This window comes from Pseudoalteromonas sp. R3 (assembly GCF_004014715.1).
In the GTDB taxonomy this organism is placed as follows: Bacteria; Pseudomonadota; Gammaproteobacteria; order Enterobacterales; family Alteromonadaceae; genus Pseudoalteromonas.
The window spans coordinates 3,477,662-3,496,787 of the sequence record NZ_CP034835.1 but is presented as its reverse complement, the minus strand read 5'-3'; the positions used below and the strand labels follow the sequence as shown (position 1 = coordinate 3,496,787).

General features: G+C 47.7%; 15 protein-coding genes. 3 read left to right on the top strand and 12 right to left on the bottom strand.

Features of this window, described 5'->3' with window-relative positions; translation table 11 throughout:
- The first annotated feature begins 23 nt into the window (after positions 1-23).
- Positions 24-1,859, top strand: coding sequence for a winged helix-turn-helix domain-containing protein (locus tag ELR70_RS20485; protein ID WP_054015534.1), 1,836 nt, complete (start codon positions 24-26; stop codon positions 1,857-1,859).
- A gap of 209 nt (positions 1,860-2,068) precedes the next feature.
- Here ELR70_RS20485 and ELR70_RS20480 read toward each other — a convergent pair whose 3' ends face one another.
- The gene (locus ELR70_RS20480; protein ID WP_206613309.1) at positions 2,069-2,653 is read right to left on the bottom strand and encodes a hypothetical protein; all 585 of its coding nucleotides are present in this window, start codon (positions 2,651-2,653) and stop codon (positions 2,069-2,071) included.
- Positions 2,654-2,697: 44 nt separating this feature from the next.
- Positions 2,698-3,966, bottom strand: coding sequence for a sterol desaturase family protein (locus tag ELR70_RS20475; RefSeq protein ID WP_054015532.1), 1,269 nt, complete (start codon positions 3,964-3,966; stop codon positions 2,698-2,700).
- A 409-nt stretch (positions 3,967-4,375) separates the two neighbouring features.
- On the opposite strand from ELR70_RS20475, the gene ELR70_RS20470 reads away from it, so the two are divergent.
- Positions 4,376-5,914: a hypothetical protein gene (locus ELR70_RS20470; protein WP_054015531.1), complete on the top strand. Its 1,539-nt coding sequence runs from the start codon at positions 4,376-4,378 to the stop codon at positions 5,912-5,914.
- 99 nt (positions 5,915-6,013) lie between these two features.
- Here ELR70_RS20470 and ELR70_RS20465 read toward each other — a convergent pair whose 3' ends face one another.
- The 5 genes from ELR70_RS20465 to ELR70_RS20445 all read right to left on the bottom strand — a co-directional run bounded on the left by ELR70_RS20465 (position 6,014) and on the right by ELR70_RS20445 (position 11,477).
- Positions 6,014-6,385 carry a DUF1579 family protein gene (locus ELR70_RS20465; protein ID WP_054015530.1) on the bottom strand — a complete coding sequence of 124 codons (372 nt, stop codon included), beginning with the start codon at positions 6,383-6,385 and terminating at the stop codon, positions 6,014-6,016.
- A 246-nt stretch (positions 6,386-6,631) separates the two neighbouring features.
- Positions 6,632-8,287, bottom strand: a complete 1,656-nt coding sequence (locus ELR70_RS20460) for an SUMF1/EgtB/PvdO family nonheme iron enzyme (protein ID WP_054015529.1) — start codon at positions 8,285-8,287, stop codon at positions 6,632-6,634.
- Between the two features lie 251 nt (positions 8,288-8,538).
- Complete coding sequence (locus ELR70_RS20455) at positions 8,539-10,131, bottom strand: ABC-F family ATPase (RefSeq protein WP_054015528.1); 1,593 nt, start codon at positions 10,129-10,131, stop codon at positions 8,539-8,541.
- A 105-nt stretch (positions 10,132-10,236) separates the two neighbouring features.
- A complete protein-coding gene (locus ELR70_RS20450) occupies positions 10,237-10,722 on the bottom strand; it encodes a hypothetical protein (RefSeq protein WP_054015527.1) in 486 nt (161 codons plus the stop codon).
- 2 nt (positions 10,723-10,724) lie between these two features.
- The gene (locus tag ELR70_RS20445) at positions 10,725-11,477 is read right to left on the bottom strand and encodes an HAD-IIB family hydrolase (RefSeq protein WP_054015526.1); all 753 of its coding nucleotides are present in this window, start codon (positions 11,475-11,477) and stop codon (positions 10,725-10,727) included.
- A 96-nt stretch (positions 11,478-11,573) separates the two neighbouring features.
- Here ELR70_RS20445 and ELR70_RS20440 point away from each other — a divergent pair, with 96 nt between their 5' ends.
- Positions 11,574-12,413, top strand: coding sequence for an AraC family transcriptional regulator (locus ELR70_RS20440; RefSeq protein WP_054015525.1), 840 nt, complete (start codon positions 11,574-11,576; stop codon positions 12,411-12,413).
- Here the strand turns inward: ELR70_RS20440 and ELR70_RS20435 are convergent.
- The 5 genes from ELR70_RS20435 to ELR70_RS20415 all read right to left on the bottom strand — a co-directional run bounded on the left by ELR70_RS20435 (position 12,410) and on the right by ELR70_RS20415 (position 18,854).
- Entirely contained in the window at positions 12,410-14,893 is a 2,484-nt protein-coding gene (locus tag ELR70_RS20435; RefSeq protein ID WP_054015524.1) for a hypothetical protein, read from the bottom strand. The two genes, ELR70_RS20440 and ELR70_RS20435, sit on opposite strands and share 4 nt — an antisense overlap.
- Positions 14,894-14,938: 45 nt before the next feature.
- The gene (locus ELR70_RS20430) at positions 14,939-15,439 is read right to left on the bottom strand and encodes a hypothetical protein (protein WP_054015523.1); all 501 of its coding nucleotides are present in this window, start codon (positions 15,437-15,439) and stop codon (positions 14,939-14,941) included.
- A gap of 576 nt (positions 15,440-16,015) precedes the next feature.
- Positions 16,016-16,723 carry a hypothetical protein gene (locus ELR70_RS20425; RefSeq protein WP_128064696.1) on the bottom strand — a complete coding sequence of 236 codons (708 nt, stop codon included), beginning with the start codon at positions 16,721-16,723 and terminating at the stop codon, positions 16,016-16,018.
- 224 nt (positions 16,724-16,947) lie between these two features.
- Positions 16,948-18,300, bottom strand: a complete 1,353-nt coding sequence (locus ELR70_RS20420) for a hypothetical protein (protein WP_128064695.1) — start codon at positions 18,298-18,300, stop codon at positions 16,948-16,950.
- Positions 18,301-18,359: 59 nt separating this feature from the next.
- Positions 18,360-18,854, bottom strand: coding sequence for a DUF1993 family protein (locus ELR70_RS20415; RefSeq protein ID WP_054015519.1), 495 nt, complete (start codon positions 18,852-18,854; stop codon positions 18,360-18,362).
- Between the last annotated feature and the right edge of the window lie 272 nt (positions 18,855-19,126).

Genomic DNA, 19,126 nt, shown 5'->3' with positions numbered 1-19,126 from the left:
GATAATAACAATTACATGGCACTATGCGTTACCAGTTTGATGACTTTGAGTTCGACAGCACTGATTTGATTTTGCATCGCGCAGGTGAAGCGCTTGCAATTCGTCACAATGAAGCGAAACTGCTGGCTTTGTTGCTGGAAAATACGCATCGCGTGCTCAGCAAAGAAGAGATCCTGAATGAAGTCTGGCAGGGGAAAGTGGTCTCTGATCAGGCGGTATTCCAAAATATCAGCCATTTACGGGCTTTGTTCGGCAACGATGCTATCAAAACCTATGCAAAGCGAGGTTATCAGTGGCAGCGTCCGGTAAATGAACCGGTAACAGGTCCAAAATCAGAGCTTAGTGATATTCAGGGAAAACCGGTCGCTACATCCGTTGCAGCGGCTACTTGGATGCATCGTTCAGAGATCAAGTGGCTAGGTATATCATTGTGCTGTTTATTGGTCTTAGTTGCTGTGGTTTTTATCAGCCAGAGCGACGAGCCAGAGCAAGCGTCCTTTACACTGACTTACCTGCCTTTTGAAGGTGCTGGACCCGAAAAGTGGCAACTACAAGACACAACCGGGTTAGACTTTACCCCTCTTTCCACGCTTTCTGCTGCGCACTTCAGAACATCACAGGAACTGGTTTATCCCGAGGTTGCGGCGCAGCATCCGTTTATCCTCACTGCCAGCGTGCGCTATGTGGATGCTCTTTGGTACCTGACTTTTTGGCTAAAAGGCCCTGCAGGGCAATGGCAGGGTGTATTACATGGTGAAACACCTGAAGCGGTGCGCCAGCAGCTGTATCACCATCTCACCCAGCCTGTGGTCCGGTCTTTACTGCAAAACCCTCATTCGCCAGACCTGAAGCTGGCTATGCTGACTCAGGCTCATCAGTCTGCACCACAAGATCTGATCCTGTTGGGCGCCTTGGTGAATGCTTATCTCGATGTGCGGGAGCTGGAAAAAGCGATGGCAATGGCTGAGAAACTGGCAGTACTGGCCAAAGCGCAAACTAATTCACAGCAGCTGGGCCGTGCACTGGCCTATCAGGGCGAAATTCTGTCGCGTAAAAACCTGGTCGATCTCAGCCTGGTGAGGTTAGATGCCGCACTGGAGGCACTGGCAATAAGCCAGGACCTGAGGGCGCAGGCAGATGTCTGGCACAGTCGTTCCTGGTTACATCATTTACAACGGGATTACGAGCAGGTCAAAGCCAGTTTGCTGCATTCGGCACAGCTGGCGCAGCAGTCGCAGGACATTGCCAGAGAGCTGGATGCCCTGACTTATTTGTCGATTATGGCGAGTAAAAACCAGCAGGATAATGATAAATATCTTTACCTGCGGCAGGCTGAGGAGAAAATGCGGCACTATGCATTGCCGATTTACCACTTTGCTAAAGTGCCCTTCCACTATGCCATTTTTGCAGAAAAGCCGGCTGACAAAGAGCCTCACTATCGGCAAGTACTGGAATATACTGCGTTAACGCCGAACCATTGGGTGGCTCAGTCCAGTCGTAAATCGCTGGTTCGTTATTATCTGAGTGAAGCACGCTATGACGAGGCCAAGTCTCTGATTGACAGTGTGAGCCAGGACAATGCAGAAAATGCTTATCTGGCGGTGATGTACGCTGCGGCTGCGCAAACTCAGGCCGAGCTTCTGCCCCTTGCGCTGCGTGCCTTTGAGCTGGCGCAGTTATCGGGAGATCGCCGCATTGGTCTCGATGTGGCTTTGTTGTTGTGCCAGATGCCGGTTGAATCAGGTGTTAATAGTGATTTCTATGCGCACTATATCAGCGAGCATGCGACACCAGATTGGCGAACTCAGAACGAAGCACAGTTACTGGCACTCAATCTGACCTCTGTCGGTGTTGAATGAAGTGCCAGACTCTGCGGCTATCGGGACCGCAGAGTCTGACTGATTACGGGGTTAGTATACGAAAGGGATCAGTTTCTTTGTTTTTGCCGCGTACTGATCAAACTTCTCGCCATATCGCTCTGATAGGTAGCTATCAAGTGCCGGGATGTGGAAGCTGATAAAAGAGTAAGCCATAAAGAAAGGCAACAGCAGCGTCCAGTAGTTGTAGCTCAGCAAGCACCAGCCCGTGAACAGCACCACATCACCGAAGTAGTTAATGTGCATTGAATGTTTAAACAGTCCTTCGTGTAGCACTGACCTTTGTTGGCCGGGTCCTGCTTCCACCATTTACGCTGGATCTCAGAGCCACTGTTGAGGTAAGAGCCAACCGCCAGCAAAGCCAGCGCAACGATATCCAGCGTACCGAATGGGATAACCTCATTTCTGAATGCGCCGCCGCCCACAAGTAACAGGCCGATTTCAAACAGGGCCATAAAACACAGCAGGCCCAGCGCTTCACCCCAGTCAATTCTGCGTTGCAACAGATACAACACCGTAATGGCATGGCGGATCCAGTAGACAAATACACAGCCAAGCATGATCAGGGCTCTGTCCTGATCAACCAATACCCACTGTTGAGAGAATAGTTGACCAATGTGAGTCCAGCCATCGGCCATTGCCAGCCAGGCACAGAAAAGGACCAGGCCAAAGTGCAGACCGACAAAAGTCCACCTTTGCGCCAGCGTGCGGCCGTGTTCGCGGTTGACCCCCCCTCCGGCGTTTTGGCTGTCCGGGGTCTGATTTACTGTTTCCATGTTTTTTCCTTCAATCATATTAACTTAGAATTAGGTGTTGGTTGTTACTGGGGCTCAGCAGTCAGTTCAACAGGTTGCACTGGACGGGTGCGGTAGAGCATGTAGTTGCACAAAGAGATCAGTGCCAGTGTGGCGGTGCCCAGGGTTATCCAGTCTGCTTGATTGGTATCGATAGCCCAATACAAAATTAACCCGTACAGCAGCTGAGTGACCGCTTCCATATGCAGGCCCAGCTTGGCACCGTCAAAGACCAGACCGTTGAAATGGCATAGCCAGAAAAACAACAGAGACATACTCACCAAAGGTAAGGTTGGCAGATCTCCAAAGTAACTCATCAGGTAGGTAAACAACACCACTATGCTGCTAAAGCGTACAAATGCAGTCCATTTGGTGCGTTTGCAAATATACGGGTCTTTGGGTTTAAAATCTTTAGAGCGTACTTTGGCACTGAGTGAGTAAAAGTCGGCTTTATTGGCTTTTTTAGGTAACCAGGCAGGTGGTGCAAAAATAGAGCAGAGCACCTCAAAGACTGAGCTGGAACATTTGATCTTTTGCCAGATGGTTTTCAAATAATAGGAGTTTATCACCAGTGGACTAAAGCTGGGGTAGGACTCACGTACACCATACACCACAGGATCGTCGTCCAGCTCACGTTGGTAAGTGCCAAATAAGCGGTCCCAGATTATCAGAATACCCCCATAGTTTTTGTCTATGTAAGCGCGATTTCGGGCATGGTGTACGCGGTGCAGCGACGGCGTATTGAAGATTTTATCGGCGCGAGGCGTCTTTTTCAGATACTTGGTATGGATGCAAAATGCCCAGATGATTTGCGTATAGCTGGCTGCCAGGAATACTTCCAGTGAAATACCCATAAACGCCATTGGAATAAAGGTCATCCACATAGTCAGCTCTGTAAAATAGCTGATCCGAATGGACACACCAAAGTTAAAGTTTTCCGCGGTATGATGTACCAGATGATCGGCCCAAAACAGCCCTATCATGTGGTGAAAGCGATGATTCCAGTAGTATAAAAAGTCATAGACAAAAAATGCCAATACGTAGATCAGGGGGTTGCTCTGATCTAGGTTAAACAGGCGATACTCATTATAAACCAGGGTATAAAGTGCCACGACAGCGAGCAGAAAAATAAATGATAAACCCAGATTGCCAAGCGCAATGGTGGCATTGGTGAGTGTATCGTTAAGGCGGTAGTTTTTTTGCTTACGCAAAAAGTTGATGGTTGCCAGAATAAATAGCGGCCCCAGATAGAAGGGCAGGGTATACATTACTTCTTCGGTAAAGTTGAGATCCATGTTAATCCCTTAGTGTGTCGTCTGAATAAGTGTACGGCTTACCATGCAAAGGCAGATAAGTGCGCATATCTCACCCATATCGCCACAATGGATGTGTTGTAAGCATCTAGTTGTGGTAGAGAGGTAAAATATTTATATCAATGTTAACATTAAATTATCTTTTATTTCACGTTTTTTGTGTTACGCCACATTACATTGGCCTGTGTCTTGTCGCTGAACTTTTGTATCCATCCTATTTTAAAATCGGAATGTTTGGTTAATATTGTGTTTTTTGAATGTGAACAAAAAATGGATTTAGAATAAATTTTTTGGTCTGATTGCTACGTAGGAATAAAAGCTGAGTATTTGCTCAACCTTTGTTTAACCGTGCCGATACAGCCTGTGGGATATAAAAAAGGAAATGAAACCAATGAAAAAGCATATATTGCCAGTACTGAGTTTGATGGCATCTGCCACAGGTGTTCAGGCTTCAGAGTCTGTGAGAACACTTGTCAGTCAGAACTTTGATAACGGCTATGTTGGCATGTTTGTAGCTGATGGTTCTCTAAGCCAGTTTGAGGCCTCGTCAATTAAGCCAATCAGTGGAGCAAAGAGTCTGGCCATGACTAGCGAGGGGCACTATCGGGTTGGTACTGAAGCGCTGATCATGCGAACGCTTCCAGAAATCAGCCACTTAAACGCTTCATTTGATATTGCAATGCCACTTTCTGATATGCATAGCCGCAGGCCCTACACTATTGTGCAGTGCGTTTTTGAGATTGAATATGCTGATGGCAACGTTTACGAGTCTTATGTATCACGTAATGATGAAGTGCCAACTTATCAGGAAAGTGTCTATTCACACGATTGTCAGGTAACTTTGCCCGCGGGCAAAGCTATTCACAAAGTGACCTGGTTTCTTGACAGCTATGCCTTGCCTAATGAAACCGTCTATCTGGACAATCTCGACATAACTTTGCATGAGGAGAGTCATCAGAGTAATGCTCAGGTGGATCTGTTCTGGCAAGGAAGGGACTTCTCCGAGCTGACAGAGGCGCAGGTTGATACCTTTTTCAGCGATGCTCCGACCTTAACTCACTCACATGAAGTGACAAGTTTGCGTTTGGCTCAATCCAGCAATGGCAGCTACAAAACACGCTTTGTGTTGCCAGAACCGGAATTTTCTCACACTTACCCTGAGTATGTTATTTACCAGGCGAGTATTACTAACCCAGGCTCCCTGCCAGTGAGTGCGCAGCTTTATGCCAGTGCCAGCTATCAAAAGCAGTTCCGTAGCGGCGACCACAGCGCCGCGTTTGCGCCTGGCTTTTACATCGCGCCCAATAGCACTGCCTTGGTACCCGTTATCGTTGATTTAGGAAAGGACGGTCTGACAACCGATATTACATCTACCGAACTGCGTATTGAGTCTGATGGAGCGGTATTATTAAATAGTCTCACACTGCATTCTGGGACCAGCTTATCAGATGGCCTGGTGACCATTGCGACGTCTGGTTTCGAAGCCGATGCGGGCGGCTTTGAAACCAGTACACCACAAGACGTCACCTTGGTTAATCAGAGTCAACAGGTGATCAGCGGCGAGCAAAGCCTGGGTTTTGAGATGAGCCCCTGGCGTCAGGCGAGTTATACTCATTACTTTGGTTGGGGCAATCCGTATTATGCAGACAAAGTCTATACTCAGCTTGCCGTGCAGCTGCAAGAAGCTGAGAAAGACACCCCTGTCAGAGTCTGTACAGATGTCTATTACATGGGAGGTAGTAAAGACAGCTACTGTGAAGAGCGTATTCTGGGCGTTGGCAGCTTCGCGCTGCATGATGTATTCCCGGTTGACTCCACAAAAGCATTGTACCGGATTCTGGTTAGAGTGCGTGCTTTTGGTAACGTCAGTATTAAAGGTGAAATGGACAACTTTGTATTGGGTTACTGGCCTGCGATACCTACACAGTAACGGGTAAATGCGAAGCGCACAGACTTGTCGGTGCGCTTCGTACAGAGCGATTAATGAGCACAGGTGTTATGATGAGTTGTTAAGCAGAGTTGATAACGCTTATTGGATCTTATGATAAATACCATAAAACAGGGTTTGCCAGGATTTGCCATTATTACTGGAAGACTGCCAGTGCTGGTGAACCGTATCGTTCTTTTTTGGTTGCCAGGTAATGCGGTGTAAAACTGGCTTTCCTTCACTGTCCTGCCCGGGTCCTTGCAACACCATGCCGTTATTGTCTCTGTTGCCATTGAGCTGCAGCAGCAACCCCGCGTTGTCAGTCCAGCTTTGGTGCCACTGCTGTTGTTGCTTGTCGAAGATATTTAAGCTTTTACCCTGATAGCCGGAAACAGCCTGATATTCTTCTAAAATAACACACCCATTAAGTATTTTAGTGATCTTACTGTTGCCTGCAAATTGCCCCTTGGACATAACCCGCCATTCTCCTACCCAGAAATCAAAGGCATGATACTGAGGGCTGTCACATAACGAACGCGCATGGACAGAGCCGGCGCAGCAGGTTAGTAAAAGCGAACATAGGATCTTTTTGAACATGTGGCGATACATTCCGTATTGTGGACTATCTGAGTGACAGTCAAATCCGCAATTCTTAATAAAAATAGTCAGTTTTACGTGAATTAGGCAAGGTGGGGAAAGCGAGTTTCCCCAAATTCATCGTTATTCTTGATGTAGTGCTAACCAATTGAGCTTCCAGTTGGTGTCGTGGGAGTGGAGTTTTAATGTATGTTTACCCGCAGCCAGATAAATACGTTCTCCTTGTTGTGTTTGCCAGTCATGGTATCCGCCTGTACCACGGACCGTGTGCGCAGAGATTGGTTTATCATCGATTTTAACGGTAAACCCTTTGCCGTCGCGGGGCCCGGCGATACGATAACTAAGACGATAGTAACCACTCTTGCTAACGTTGATCTGGTAATCAAGCTGAGCATCCTCTGCAATGCCATCGCCGCCCGTCAGATTTAAGCGTCCGTCCGTGTCTGAAGTACGGGCGGTATTTGCGCCAGTCACGGCATAAGCATACTCGGCTTCGATTCGACCTGGCACCGACAGCGCTTTACCACTGGTTGTGACCAGATTGCTATAATTACTTTGCAGATTGCGGCGCACCGCGACCACCGTATATTCGTATACATTGGGAGAGGCATTGGCATCGGTAAACTGAGTATCAATGACATTATCTGCAATCAGTTCAAACATCGAGCCTGCGCTGTGATTGCGATAGATTCGATAACCTGAGATATCCTTTTGCGTACTGCGGTCCCAGTTTAATGTGGCGTAACCATTGCTCTGCGACAGGGTTAAGTTAGTCACTGGCTGAGGATAGGCAAACTGCTGATCCCGGCGTCGTTGCTCCTGCTTCTGTGCCATGACGAGTTGCTGCTGGAATCGACGGGAGACTTTGCTTTGCTTCGGCGCGGGACCATCCAGTGCGACACGAAACCCTTCGGCGGCACCAGCAAAGTCTTCGGGCATGCTTCCACGACGGGTAACCGGCCAGATATTCCAGTGCCAGCTGCTGCCCCGTACCGAGCGGCGTTCGCATTGTTCTGATTGAAAGGCGCGGCCATTCTCGCTGGCTTGTTGATAATTGTCCTGGTAGCAATCACCCTGTAATTCAGCGACATTGCTGAGCATATCGTGCAAACCATAGGGGTTGGGCTGGTACATGCCGACCACACTGGCAAAGGTCGCGTGATCAACGCAATCGGCAAATCCGTCAACAAAGTTCACATAAGTACTGTTGGTGGTGCGTTGTAGCTCGTTCTCACCACTGAGATCTGCCGTATTCTCATACTGACACACAGAAGGATGCTTAGGGTCATCGCCAAAGTAAAAGCGGCTTGTTGCTCCCCCTCGTGCTGCATACTCCCATTCGGCTTCACTGGGCAGTCGATAGGGCTTCCCGGTCGTTTTTGCCAGCCAGTCTACATAAGCTTTGGCGCCCGCCCAGCTAACGCAGATAGCAGGCTGGAAGTCGTTGTCTGTCAGGCTGTTGTTATCCCAACTGCCCGGTGTGTTGCCAATAAACCAGCTATCAAGCTGGTGATAGCACTCCTGGGGCGCCACAAAACCGGTGGCTTCGACGAAGCGTCGGTACTCTCTGACCGTCACTTCATATTTGCCCAGACTGAATTCGGGCAGTGTGACCGTGTGAACGGGCCGGCTGTTTTCATTGTCAGGGCTGCCCATTGCAAAACTGCCTGCCGGAAGTGTCACCATAATGGGCTCAATGGGGGAGGGGGAGTTACCGGCTAGTGTCGGTGCACAGATTGTCAGCAATATCAGTGTTGAACAGGGGAGTGTGATTTTCATGATTATTTTTCCTGTAAAAAAGACGCTGTCACCATGCCTGACCAGCGAGGGTGAAATCCTAGCGATTTTTTACAAAGTGAGAAAAATAGAAATATTTTAGATTGGTCTAGATAGAAAGTGCTGTCTAACGTATTGATATATCTGTTTATTTTATGGGCGCTGCGAAATTTAAGTCAGCGTGAAAATGCAGGGAAGGAAAATAAAACACTTTGGGGAAATTCTGGCCGCAGGGTACGGCCAGAAAAACAGGCTTACTGTTCAGCAGCCTGCTTTGCCAGGTACTCATCATAAGTCCCCTGGAAGTCAATGATCTGACCGTCTTTGATTTCCCAGATACGGGTAGCCAAAGAAGATACGAATTGGCGGTCGTGGGATACGAAGAACAAGGTGCCTTCGTACTGCTCCAGTGCCATATTCAATGACTCAATGGATTCCATGTCCATGTGGTTGGTCGGTTCATCCATCAATAGAATGTTAGGCTTGTGCATCATCAGCTTGCCAAACAGCATGCGACCTTGCTCACCTCCGGAAATCACCTTAACTGACTTTTTGATGTCGTTTTGTGAGAACAGCATACGACCGAGGAAACCCCGTACGACCTGCTCGTCGTCACCTTCCTGTTGCCATTGCTCCATCCACTGAAATAGATCTAAGTCTTTTTCGAACTCGTCCGCGTGATCCTGGGCATAGTAACCAATGTTGGCATTTTCAGACCACTTAAATGCGCCCGACTTAGGTGCCATACGTCCAGCCAGGGTGTTAAGCAGCGTCGTTTTACCTACGCCGTTTTCACCAATGATGGCGACTTTTTCACCTACTTCAACCAGGCCATTGAGGCCACTAAATAGCACGTCTTCATAGCCTTGCGACAGGGTTTCCAGCTCCAGCGCATTACGGAACAGCTGTTTAGATTGTTCGAAACGAATAAACGGGTTTTGACGGCTTGAAGCTTTAACTTCTTCCAGCTGGATTTTATCAATCTGTTTGGCACGCGAAGTGGCCTGTTTGGCTTTAGAGGCGTTCGCAGAGAAGCGTGAAACAAACTGCTGAAGCTCAGTGATCTGGGCTTTCTTCTTGGCGTTGTCAGCAAGCAGACGCTCCCGTGCCTGAGTGGCTGCCAGCATGTATTCGTCATAGTTGCCCGGATAAATACGCAGCTCACCATAGTCGATATCGGCCATGTGGGTACAAACCGAGTTCAAAAAGTGGCGGTCGTGCGAGATGATGATCATGGTGCAGTCACGCTGATTGAGTACGTCTTCCAGCCACTTGATGGTGTAGATATCCAGGTTGTTGGTTGGTTCGTCGAGCAGCATGATGTCTGGCTCAGCAAACAGTACCTGTGCCAGTAGCACCCTTAATTTCCAGCCCGGTGCCACTTCTGACATAGGCCCGTAGTGTTGCTCGGTAGGAATACCCACACCCAGCAACAGCTCACCGGCTTTGGCTTCGGCGGCATATCCATCCATTTCGGCAAACTGGGTTTCCAGATCGGCGACTTTCATGCCGTCCTCTTCGCTCATTTCTGGCAAAGCATAAATACGGTCACGTTCTTGCTTCACTTCCCATAGCTCTTTATGACCCATGATCACCGTGTCGACCACCGAGAATTCCTCGTAAGCAAACTGATCCTGATTTAGCTTAGCAATTCGCTCATTCGGATCATAAGAGACGTTGCCTGCGCTTGCCTCCAGCTCTTTACTGAGGATCTTCATAAAGGTCGATTTACCACAGCCATTGGCGCCTATCAGACCGTAGCGATTACCGTCGCCAAATTTGACCGAGATATTTTCAAACAGTGGCTTGGCGCCAAACTGCATGGTGATGTTGTTACAAGACAGCATAAGGGGTGCTCATTAGATTCAATTGCCGCGATTTTAGCATTAAATCGCGGCTGGGGGGGAAGGTTATTGCAGTATAACCTGATATGGCTTTACATAGGCTGGCAGTCAGTAATCAGGCTTTTTGCGAAGTGCAAACGCGATTGCGCACAGACCCAGGCCAGCAATAAACAGGAATAATCTCCAGAGATTGTTTTCTAAAACAAACTGTGAATAGCTTTTGAGTGTAACCCCACCTCTGTTTACTTCATACACGGTATATGCCGAAATATCAGCGCGATACTTGACCAGTAATTGCACATTGTCGCCCGGCTTAAGAGGCGCATTGGTTTTTTTGTGTAACACCATTTGGGTACTGCCGGTGTTTATCTTGATGAAATAGCACTTAGCTTTACCGCAGGCGGTACTGGACAAATAGGGTTCTCCCAACTGACCTGACACCTCTCTTAAGGTGGTTTTATCGGGCAGGTCCAACAGAAACAGGCTCAGTATAATCATCAGCAAACCAATTCCCAGTGTGTTGGCTAAACCTTGCTGCCTATCGTCTTCATCTGTGTATTCCGTGATGGGCGAGGTATAAGGTTCTTTGTTCATTCTTATTCTCTAAATTCGTCTGCCAATTGGCTCAGTGTATCAGCCACACTGTCTTCTGTCAGGCGGATGAAATCACAATTTGGCGCTATTTGTTCGCCGACAACATAGGCTTGCCGAGCTGCTTCGAGCATTGCAATGTCATTGACATCGTTACCAAAACACACGGTTTGTTGCATATCCAGGCCAAGCTCTAGCAGCGCCGTGAGCTTGTTGCTGTGCGCGGGCACCAGATCAAAGCAATGATGGCCATTGTGATGATAGATTTCAAAGTTGCTAAGTGTCTGCTCACAAACTTGCTTGACCTGATTATGATGCTCATCCTCTAACACCAGCAACTTCACAATGGGCTCTCGTCTCAGCGTCTCATTGCTGCCCGGTGGGATACCAAGTGCGGCCACATGTTGATGAAAATGATGAGGCTTATCGGAGATGGCATACTGCCAGTGGCCGTCAAACAAGTATGCTATCTCGTGGTTGTCCAGCCAGCAGAGTAGGGTTTGCACCTGAACTGGGTCGAAGCTATGGGCTTTGATCACGGCTTTGTTCTGACTGAACATGGCGCCATTACAGCCAATGATGGGGTGGTGCCAGAAGCATTCAGGCAAGACCGGCAAAGTATCTCTGAGTGGCCGGGCTGTGGCGAAATACAGGTTGCCACCACTGCGCTCCAGCGCTAGCAGGGCATGTTTAATGTCGTCTTGCATGCGCTGGGCATGGAATACGGTGGTGCCATCCAAATCAAAAACAAAATTCATAGTTACTTCCGGGTACAAAATCGAGTGTTTACTTTGCCAAACTGACAACATAGTATTTTAGCTATTGGCTCAAAATATTTAAATATTGGCTTAAATTTGGCGTTGAATACTGGTAAACCTGCCCCTGTGCGTTTTGCACTGAATCAGTCCGTACGGGTGAAACATATTGCAGAGCAGGGGGTTTTGTTTGAGTGGCATCAGCATGACTGCTTCGAATTGATCCTTACACTGGGTGCCCGAGGTCGTGGATTTATTGGCGAGGCGATCCATGAGTTTGCTGACATAGATCTGGCCCTGATCGCACCGGGCGTATCTCATACCTGGGATTGCCAGGTACCCCATGAGACAGCAGAGCTGGTAGTCGTGGTGTTGTGGCCAAAGGCTTTACTGGGAGGCAGGATCCCTGAGCTGGCAGCAATGCAGCACTGGCTGGATGGCATTGAAAGTGGCCTGGTGTTTAATCGAGAGACTGCGGAACGTGTCCGTGAATCTTGTTTGGCGCTTCACGCTGCAAGTCCGTTGCGTCGGCTAACTTTATTGTGTGAGATCCTGGATGAACTGCAGACTAGCCCGGCAACAGGGTTTCAATCTGGCTGTTCGCGTAACAGTGACCGTCTGGCCAGTGTGCAGGCATTTATCGCCAACCGAGTCGCTGAGCAACCAAGTCTGGCTGAATGTGCAAGCCATGTTAATGTCAGCACAGCAACCTTAAAACGCTGGTTTCAAAATGAGCTTGGCTGTTCGTTTTCACAGTATTGTGCGTTACAGCGACGTCAGCGAGCTCAGCATTTGCTGGCGACGAAACATAGTCCTATTAGTGTGATAGCTCAACAATGTGGCTTTAGCAGTACAGTATATTTTAACCAGTTTTTTAAAGCGCAGACGGGCATGACGCCCACCGCATATCGTCGTCAGTTTAGTTGGCGAAAGCGCTAGTGGACTGGGTCAACAATGTCATTCGGAATAAGCCTCAAGTCATCCAACACCACTAGTTGCTCACTCTGTTCGTTCAATGTAAATGATAACTGACAAGGATCGCAGGTAAGTGCTTTATCCTTGATATAGTCTGGAGAGATTTCCAGATGGTACGTCCCTTGTTTGAGCTTATCAAAAAAGAAAAAACCATCCGGCTCAGTGTAAAGCACGGTTTTTTCGCCACTTGTCAGGCGGGTCAGTGCAATCGGGATCCGGCCACTGATATCGGCCTCTTCGCCATTTTTATTCATCAGTATGATCAGGCCCTCGGCCTCAAACTGCAGGTGAAAGGGGATGTCGAGTGTCTGGTTTGCCCCTGGGTGCAGGTTAGCTTCAATCAGGCCAAACTCAGGTTGCAGGTAGAGTGCATCCATTTCGTTGTGTTCTATCTCTAAGGTGGCCGGGCGGTTGCCTGGCAGATATAACAAGGTTTTTTCATCTCCCTGTTCCAGCATGTCGGCTTCACTGCCATTATGCATAATGGTGACATGAGGCAGGTAGGGCTCAGAGGTGTCAAAGCGTTGGTTGCTGTTTCTGTCATAGAATGCACGAATTTTCAGTGCACTGTTGTGCCGGGCGCTCTGGCTGGTCATGGTGTTCAATGGGCTGGGACCATAGAATGAAAATGAACATGACAGACCAAACTGCCAGCCACTGGCTTCGTGATAGGCGGCATTGGCGCTGATAGCGAGACTATCAAAGGTTTTTGACAGGGTCAGTGATGAGACATTACGGCGCTCAGATAATGACCGTCTCAGCTGCAAGGTACCATAGTAGCCGGCAAACTGATGGGCGTAGCTTAAAGCGAGCGTGTTCAGCTCAAACAGCCCTTGGGTTTTATTCCAGTTGAGTCTGGCTCTGCCCCAGTTGCCGCTCAAACTGCCTATCAGTGAATAGCTTTGTTCTCTGGAATTGCCGCCTTCAATGTGGCCGAAGCTGCCGGCGAGGCTGCCGGACTCTGAACGATAGCTGAGATAAGTATCCAAAGATTTGAACTGCACTTTGTTTATCCGGCTGAGACCAAACGAGGAGCTTGCCTGCCAGTCGGAGTGGTTGAGTTCATAGCTTACTGTGTTGATCTTTTCTGAGCCAAAAATGCCAACGCCTTTTTGTGCAGACAGGCTGACGTTGTGTATTTCACTAACTGGCTTGAGCCACTTAAAGTCATAATACCCGTGTTCGTCTTTACCTGCTTTGACATGCCATTTTGCCCTGCCCGGAAGCCCAATACGTTCCCAGCCGAGATAATACAATGACTTTTTTTGTCGCAAGTTTTGCAGCCACTCTTTGCCAAAATTGAGCTCATCCTGATCGGTCAGGACATAGTTAAACTGCGGGTTGATGTACTTCTCTTCGGGATTAAAGCGTGTTTTTCTCAGCACAGAAGCATTTGTTGTATAGGCGGTCAGAGTTGGATACCACTGTCCGGCGCTATAACCCGACTTAGCTTGCGTCATGATCTCTCGACGTTCACGCCGTCCGTCGGGATGCTGGACCATTAGATGATAGCTGTGGTCTGAGTTATAAATTTGCAGCGGGCGAAAGCGATACTGGCCATCGTCATTGACACGTACTAAATCAAATAATGCGTCGTTACGGTACAATTCTACATCACTACCGGGCTCTGCGTGACCTTCAATAATCAGCGGCTTGCCAGCTGCACTGTGCTGTGCCCCGTACTGAACACCCAGGCCGCCGCCACTGCTATCAAGTAACACACCTGAAATCCCCTGCAAGTCACCAACCTGATATTCAATCTTATCGGAAAGTTCTCGTGTGAGCAGTAATTTGCCGTTGAGCTGATCCTGATTGGATTCGGTCAGGACAATGTTCGCCTGGTGATGTGCTAAGTCCTGATTTATTGTCACATAGGCGGTTGAGTTTGTATTGTGCTTACTCTGTGAAGCTGACAGCTGGACATCGACATAGGGGGCCGTGTACCACTGATACTGGTCTTTTAACACCACCTGGTTGGCACGTTTCTTATTCATGGCTGTCAGGATGAGTTTGCGCTCTTCGCGCTTTTTTTCCAGGGACTTAGGGTGTCGTTGTTGTGTGTCAACAATGAGTACCTGAGTTCGGGCATTGAAGGTTGACGCTATATTGAGCTGGCTTAGCTGATCTGTCCTGATATGAGGCTCACCATCCAGAGTGACTAGGCTTTCCTCATCGACGGAGAAGTTTACGGTTTCTCCCCATAACTGACCAGACACTTTTTTACCTGAAAAATCGATGGTTAACTCACTGTCCAGCACGGTGTTCAGGTTGGCCTGTGATATAAAGTAATGGTCATAATCCGGGGTAATGAGCTCAGTGCCCTCAGGAAAGATTTGCTTATCAATATACAGATCAGCGAAGATAAAATCGGCGACATCGCCTACTTCCCGAGAGTAGACCAAGGAGGAAAAGCACAATAAGGAAAAGAGATAAAGATACTGCATGCAAAAGGCCCGGCAGGGCCGGACCTTTAGAAAAAGATGGGGATCTTACTGGTAAGCCGCAACAAAATCATAAGTAAATGTTTTGGTACCAGGTGCGTTGATGGCAATATCTTTGTCTTCAAGCATTACCACAGCTGCCAGTGAGACTGACGCCTCACCACCTGCACTCAGCTGAACTGCTGAAGAGAAAGGTGTCAGAGCAAATCTCAGCCCGTCCTGAATTTGGTCAGGCGCAGAATATGAGTAGCTCACAATTGCACGAGGGGTACCTCGTACGGTGAAGACACCTTGCTTACCACCTACATTAGGATCGTTACATAACGCTGAAGCAGTAGGATTAGAAAAGGGCGTTTCTACCGCATAACAGCCGTCACCATTTTTAGATGCTTCGTTTACCAGTAGCTCCGGGAAACTCATTGGCGTTGTTTGCTCGATTTGGATTGGTGCACGTTCCACGACCAGATTAACATCAACCTGATAAGTTGCTGCCACAGAACCAAAACTCATAGCTAATAGTGCGATTGCGCTGGAGGTTTTTTTTAGCATTGTTTATTTCCTTAATTATTATTGGTATACCGCAGTAACTGTGTAGCTGAAAGCGTACTCCCCGCTGCCTGTTTCATAGGCGTTACTGAGTGTTACAATACCTCCTGCACTAAACGTGCCAACTCCTGATTTTTTTTCTTACGCGCTTATTAAAGCCTCCTGATTTGTTTTGTACTGTAAAGGTTAAACCCTGCTTTGTTTCGTTTCCATATACTTCTATGTCCACGTAACTCCTGGGCTGGCCAGTGATTTCGAATTCAGCTTTATAGCCTCTTAAACCCGGGCAAAGTGACTTTTTAACTGTTTTATTATTTTTTCGCCCATTCGCCTTACAGGTGGCGCCTTCCCAGGTTGCGGGGTCTGTTTAAGTGGTGGGAAGGTTAGAGGTGTCAATAAATTGATGCTGATCCCGGTGGAAAGAGTCTGATTTTGTTGCTGTTGCTTCAGATATGTCAAAGTATCGACTTCCTGAGCGGTCGTCGATAACAGAGCAAAACTGGTCAACAAACTGGCTATCATTATTTCAGCATTTGCTCAGAAATAGTGACGGTTTGCTCCTTCAGGAGTTCTTTAGATTCAACATCTTCCAGACGTAATGTCAGTTTTTTTGTCGATCAGGGACTGATATTCAAGCGGAAGAGACATATCACGCTGGCTTAACTCGGGATATAAGCTGAACTGGTTGATACGAAAAAGCTCCTCTTCGCCTTCCATCACAACCAAATTTGCGCTGGTATGGCCTGGACCCTGTTTATGCAAGCTGACGAGCATATTTTTGGTGTCTTTGCTGAAGGCCACGGCACCGAAAGTCAGTTCTGTACTGGATGACGTATTCTTGATAAAAACAGGAATAATCACTTTGTAATTGGCTCGTACTGTAACGGCACCATTTTGTGGTTGTGATGAACTGGCGCTGAGCGCTTCAACCATCAGGTGGGCACGAAACTCACCGTCAGGGATTTTGCCTTTTTTCATCAGGCGGATTTTTTGAAACTGTTTGGGTAATACGTCTTTGGCAACTCTGGGGCCTACACGCAGATAGGGTTTGGCTGAGAATTGATATTGCTCGGCAATTTTCAGGGAACCCGTTGCATCCATTTTCATATCTATCAGTGAAACCCGGTAACTCTGCAGGCTGTCTGAGGTATTGTATATGCGTAACTCACCACGGCGAGTTTCCTGATCAAGAACTACCCGGTGCCTGTCCAGTTTAAAGGTTGAAGCCCAAGCCTGAGAAGTCAGGATCGAAAACAGCAGTACCAATGTGAAAAATGCTTTGTTCATATAAGATGCTCTTTGAATTATTAGTTTGATGAGCGCAGCTAAAGTGCCGGTATCATATCCTAATCAGATTTGGCTGCAACTATTAGACTGTGAGGGAAGAGTAAGCTTGGGGGAGCCGGCGTTATCTGCCGGCAGGCTCGCAGATTAGTTTTCAGGCATTATTTGAGAGTCAACCTGACTGGTGCTGGGCTGATCTGTGGCATGCTTCATTCCACCTAAGAAGGTTAGGTTTCCAAGGTAATCGGGTAGTATACGTTCACTATTGTAATCGCGAATGTCGTCAATTTGCCTGTCATGAAATGCCTGTAACAAGGGGGGATTGCAAAGCTGGCCCAGCTTTCTAATGCATCGGAACGCACAAACTGCTCATTATAGTGTTCTGCGTCATCAAGTAATTGCCCCCAGAGCTGTTGTTGTATTTGTGGTGGTGTACCCGCTGTATGTTCCAGTGCATCATTGATCCATCCCAGCCCATATTCGTCGTATGCGGTGAGAATATCGGAGTAAAGACGCCCGCGGTCGGATTCGCCGGGGGGCAGATCCTGTTGTACAACCACATCATTTTTTTCCGTCTGGTAGTATTGGCGGTGCGCAGACAGGTCAACTTGTTGACTTAAATAAGCGAAAACGTTGTTCTCGCTTTCTTTGTCTGCTTCGTTCAGCATGGCCAGCATACTGTGTTTCTCAAAGGGTTTTATAACGTTTGCCATATCCAGTATGCCACGACTCTGTGAGAAGGTACTTTCCTGCAAGTGCGTGTTTAGGGTGCTCAGGTCATCTCCTTTAAATTTTCCACTAATGAGTAAGTCTGTATAGCTGTGTAACAATTGCAGATTCTCCGGAGGCTGAGCCAGCTCATACTGCCAGTATTTATCCCGGTCAGATGATGTCATCAGAATGCGTTCACGGCCTTTCTCATCTACACCCACAGGTGAGGTGGGTGCCTGATAGGTGTCACCTTGTTCAGCCAGACTGGCGAATGTCTGCAAGGTGTCGTAAAGAATATCATCGGGCAGGCTCGAAAGGGCCTCAACAAGCTCGTCGGGTACGTGGCTTCGTTTCTCTAGTGCAAATATCGAGGTATTACCTGCGTCTATCAAAATATCTGCAAGCTGGGAGAGTGCATCGTCGTCCAGTCGCTCAGCCAGGGATAAAAGCGATTTACTGGGCTTGATATGTTCGAGCTTATTTCTTTGTTCGGGTGGCAGGCGATCAAGCTGGGCTAAAAAGGCATTGATATCGTCTTTGTCAGTCAGGTCGCCATAGGCATATTGAGTACTCAGCTGGCCATGCTCATTCTTAGTCATTTCCTGACTGGTAATATGAAAGCGTTTGAAACCGATATAGTCTGGCAGTTGTGTATGTGGCCTTGGGTAAGTAAATACAGAGGCAAAGTCATTACCCTGCACGGACTGCAGTATCGTGAATTGAGCGTCGTTAAGTGGAGTGTCATCGGGTGTACTGGCTGAGAGCACCTGGTTCTGTATTTGCTCAGGAATTTCTTGCGAGCTTTGCGGGGGGCGACTTTGACTGGTAATCGCAGCCTTACTTGCATCGCTGTGAAAGTGAAGCTTCATAAATAACCTTGTCCTTGTTACTTAAAGTTAAACGGTTATCGGCCGATTGCATCAGGACTTTAAGATGGAAATGAAAACCCCGGTGGATAGCGATGAAAACCATCAAAGTCCCCTTTGCTCAATGGTAACCCTGCCGTACGGAGGATCGCATAGGCCATCGAACAGTGGAACAAAAAGTTAGGCCAGGCGTAAAACTGAAAATACTTGTCAGGTTCCAGTGTGTGATTAGCAAACCCTGCAACAAAGGTGATGCTGGCGGGCATTGACTCCCAGGGATTGTTGTGTAAATTCGTCAGGTACTCTATGGTGTCATCCAGTTCCTCCAGTAGATTGTTCACACTGACCGTCGGGCGCTTAAAGTTGGTTACTTCTTTATTAAATAAAGGACAGCAGCATCGCAGTGACAATGCGGCTGCCGTGGACACCTGCTGATGTAGTGGGAACATATCAGGGCACAGTCGCTGAGCCAGTAAGTCTTCGGTTATGTCTTCGCGCTGCATAATTGCCTGCAGCTGGTTCAGATAATGTAAAAATGGCTCAATCATGTTGTTCATATTTCCCTCGCTTAGACAAATCAAAATATAGGTTAAATAAATTTTCTAGTTGGCCGATAAAATCTGTTTTTCTGTTAACAAATTAAAGCGCTAAAGTTCTTTCTTAATTATTATTTTCAAGTACCTAGAACAAATGTAGTAGATAAATCAACGTGACTTATTAGTTTAATGGAACGTTAAAAAACGTGACTTTAGATGGTTTTTTGTGTACCTTCTTGAGTTCGTTGGTCAGCTGTATACGGACTTTATTTTAGACATTAGCCCGCAAAGCT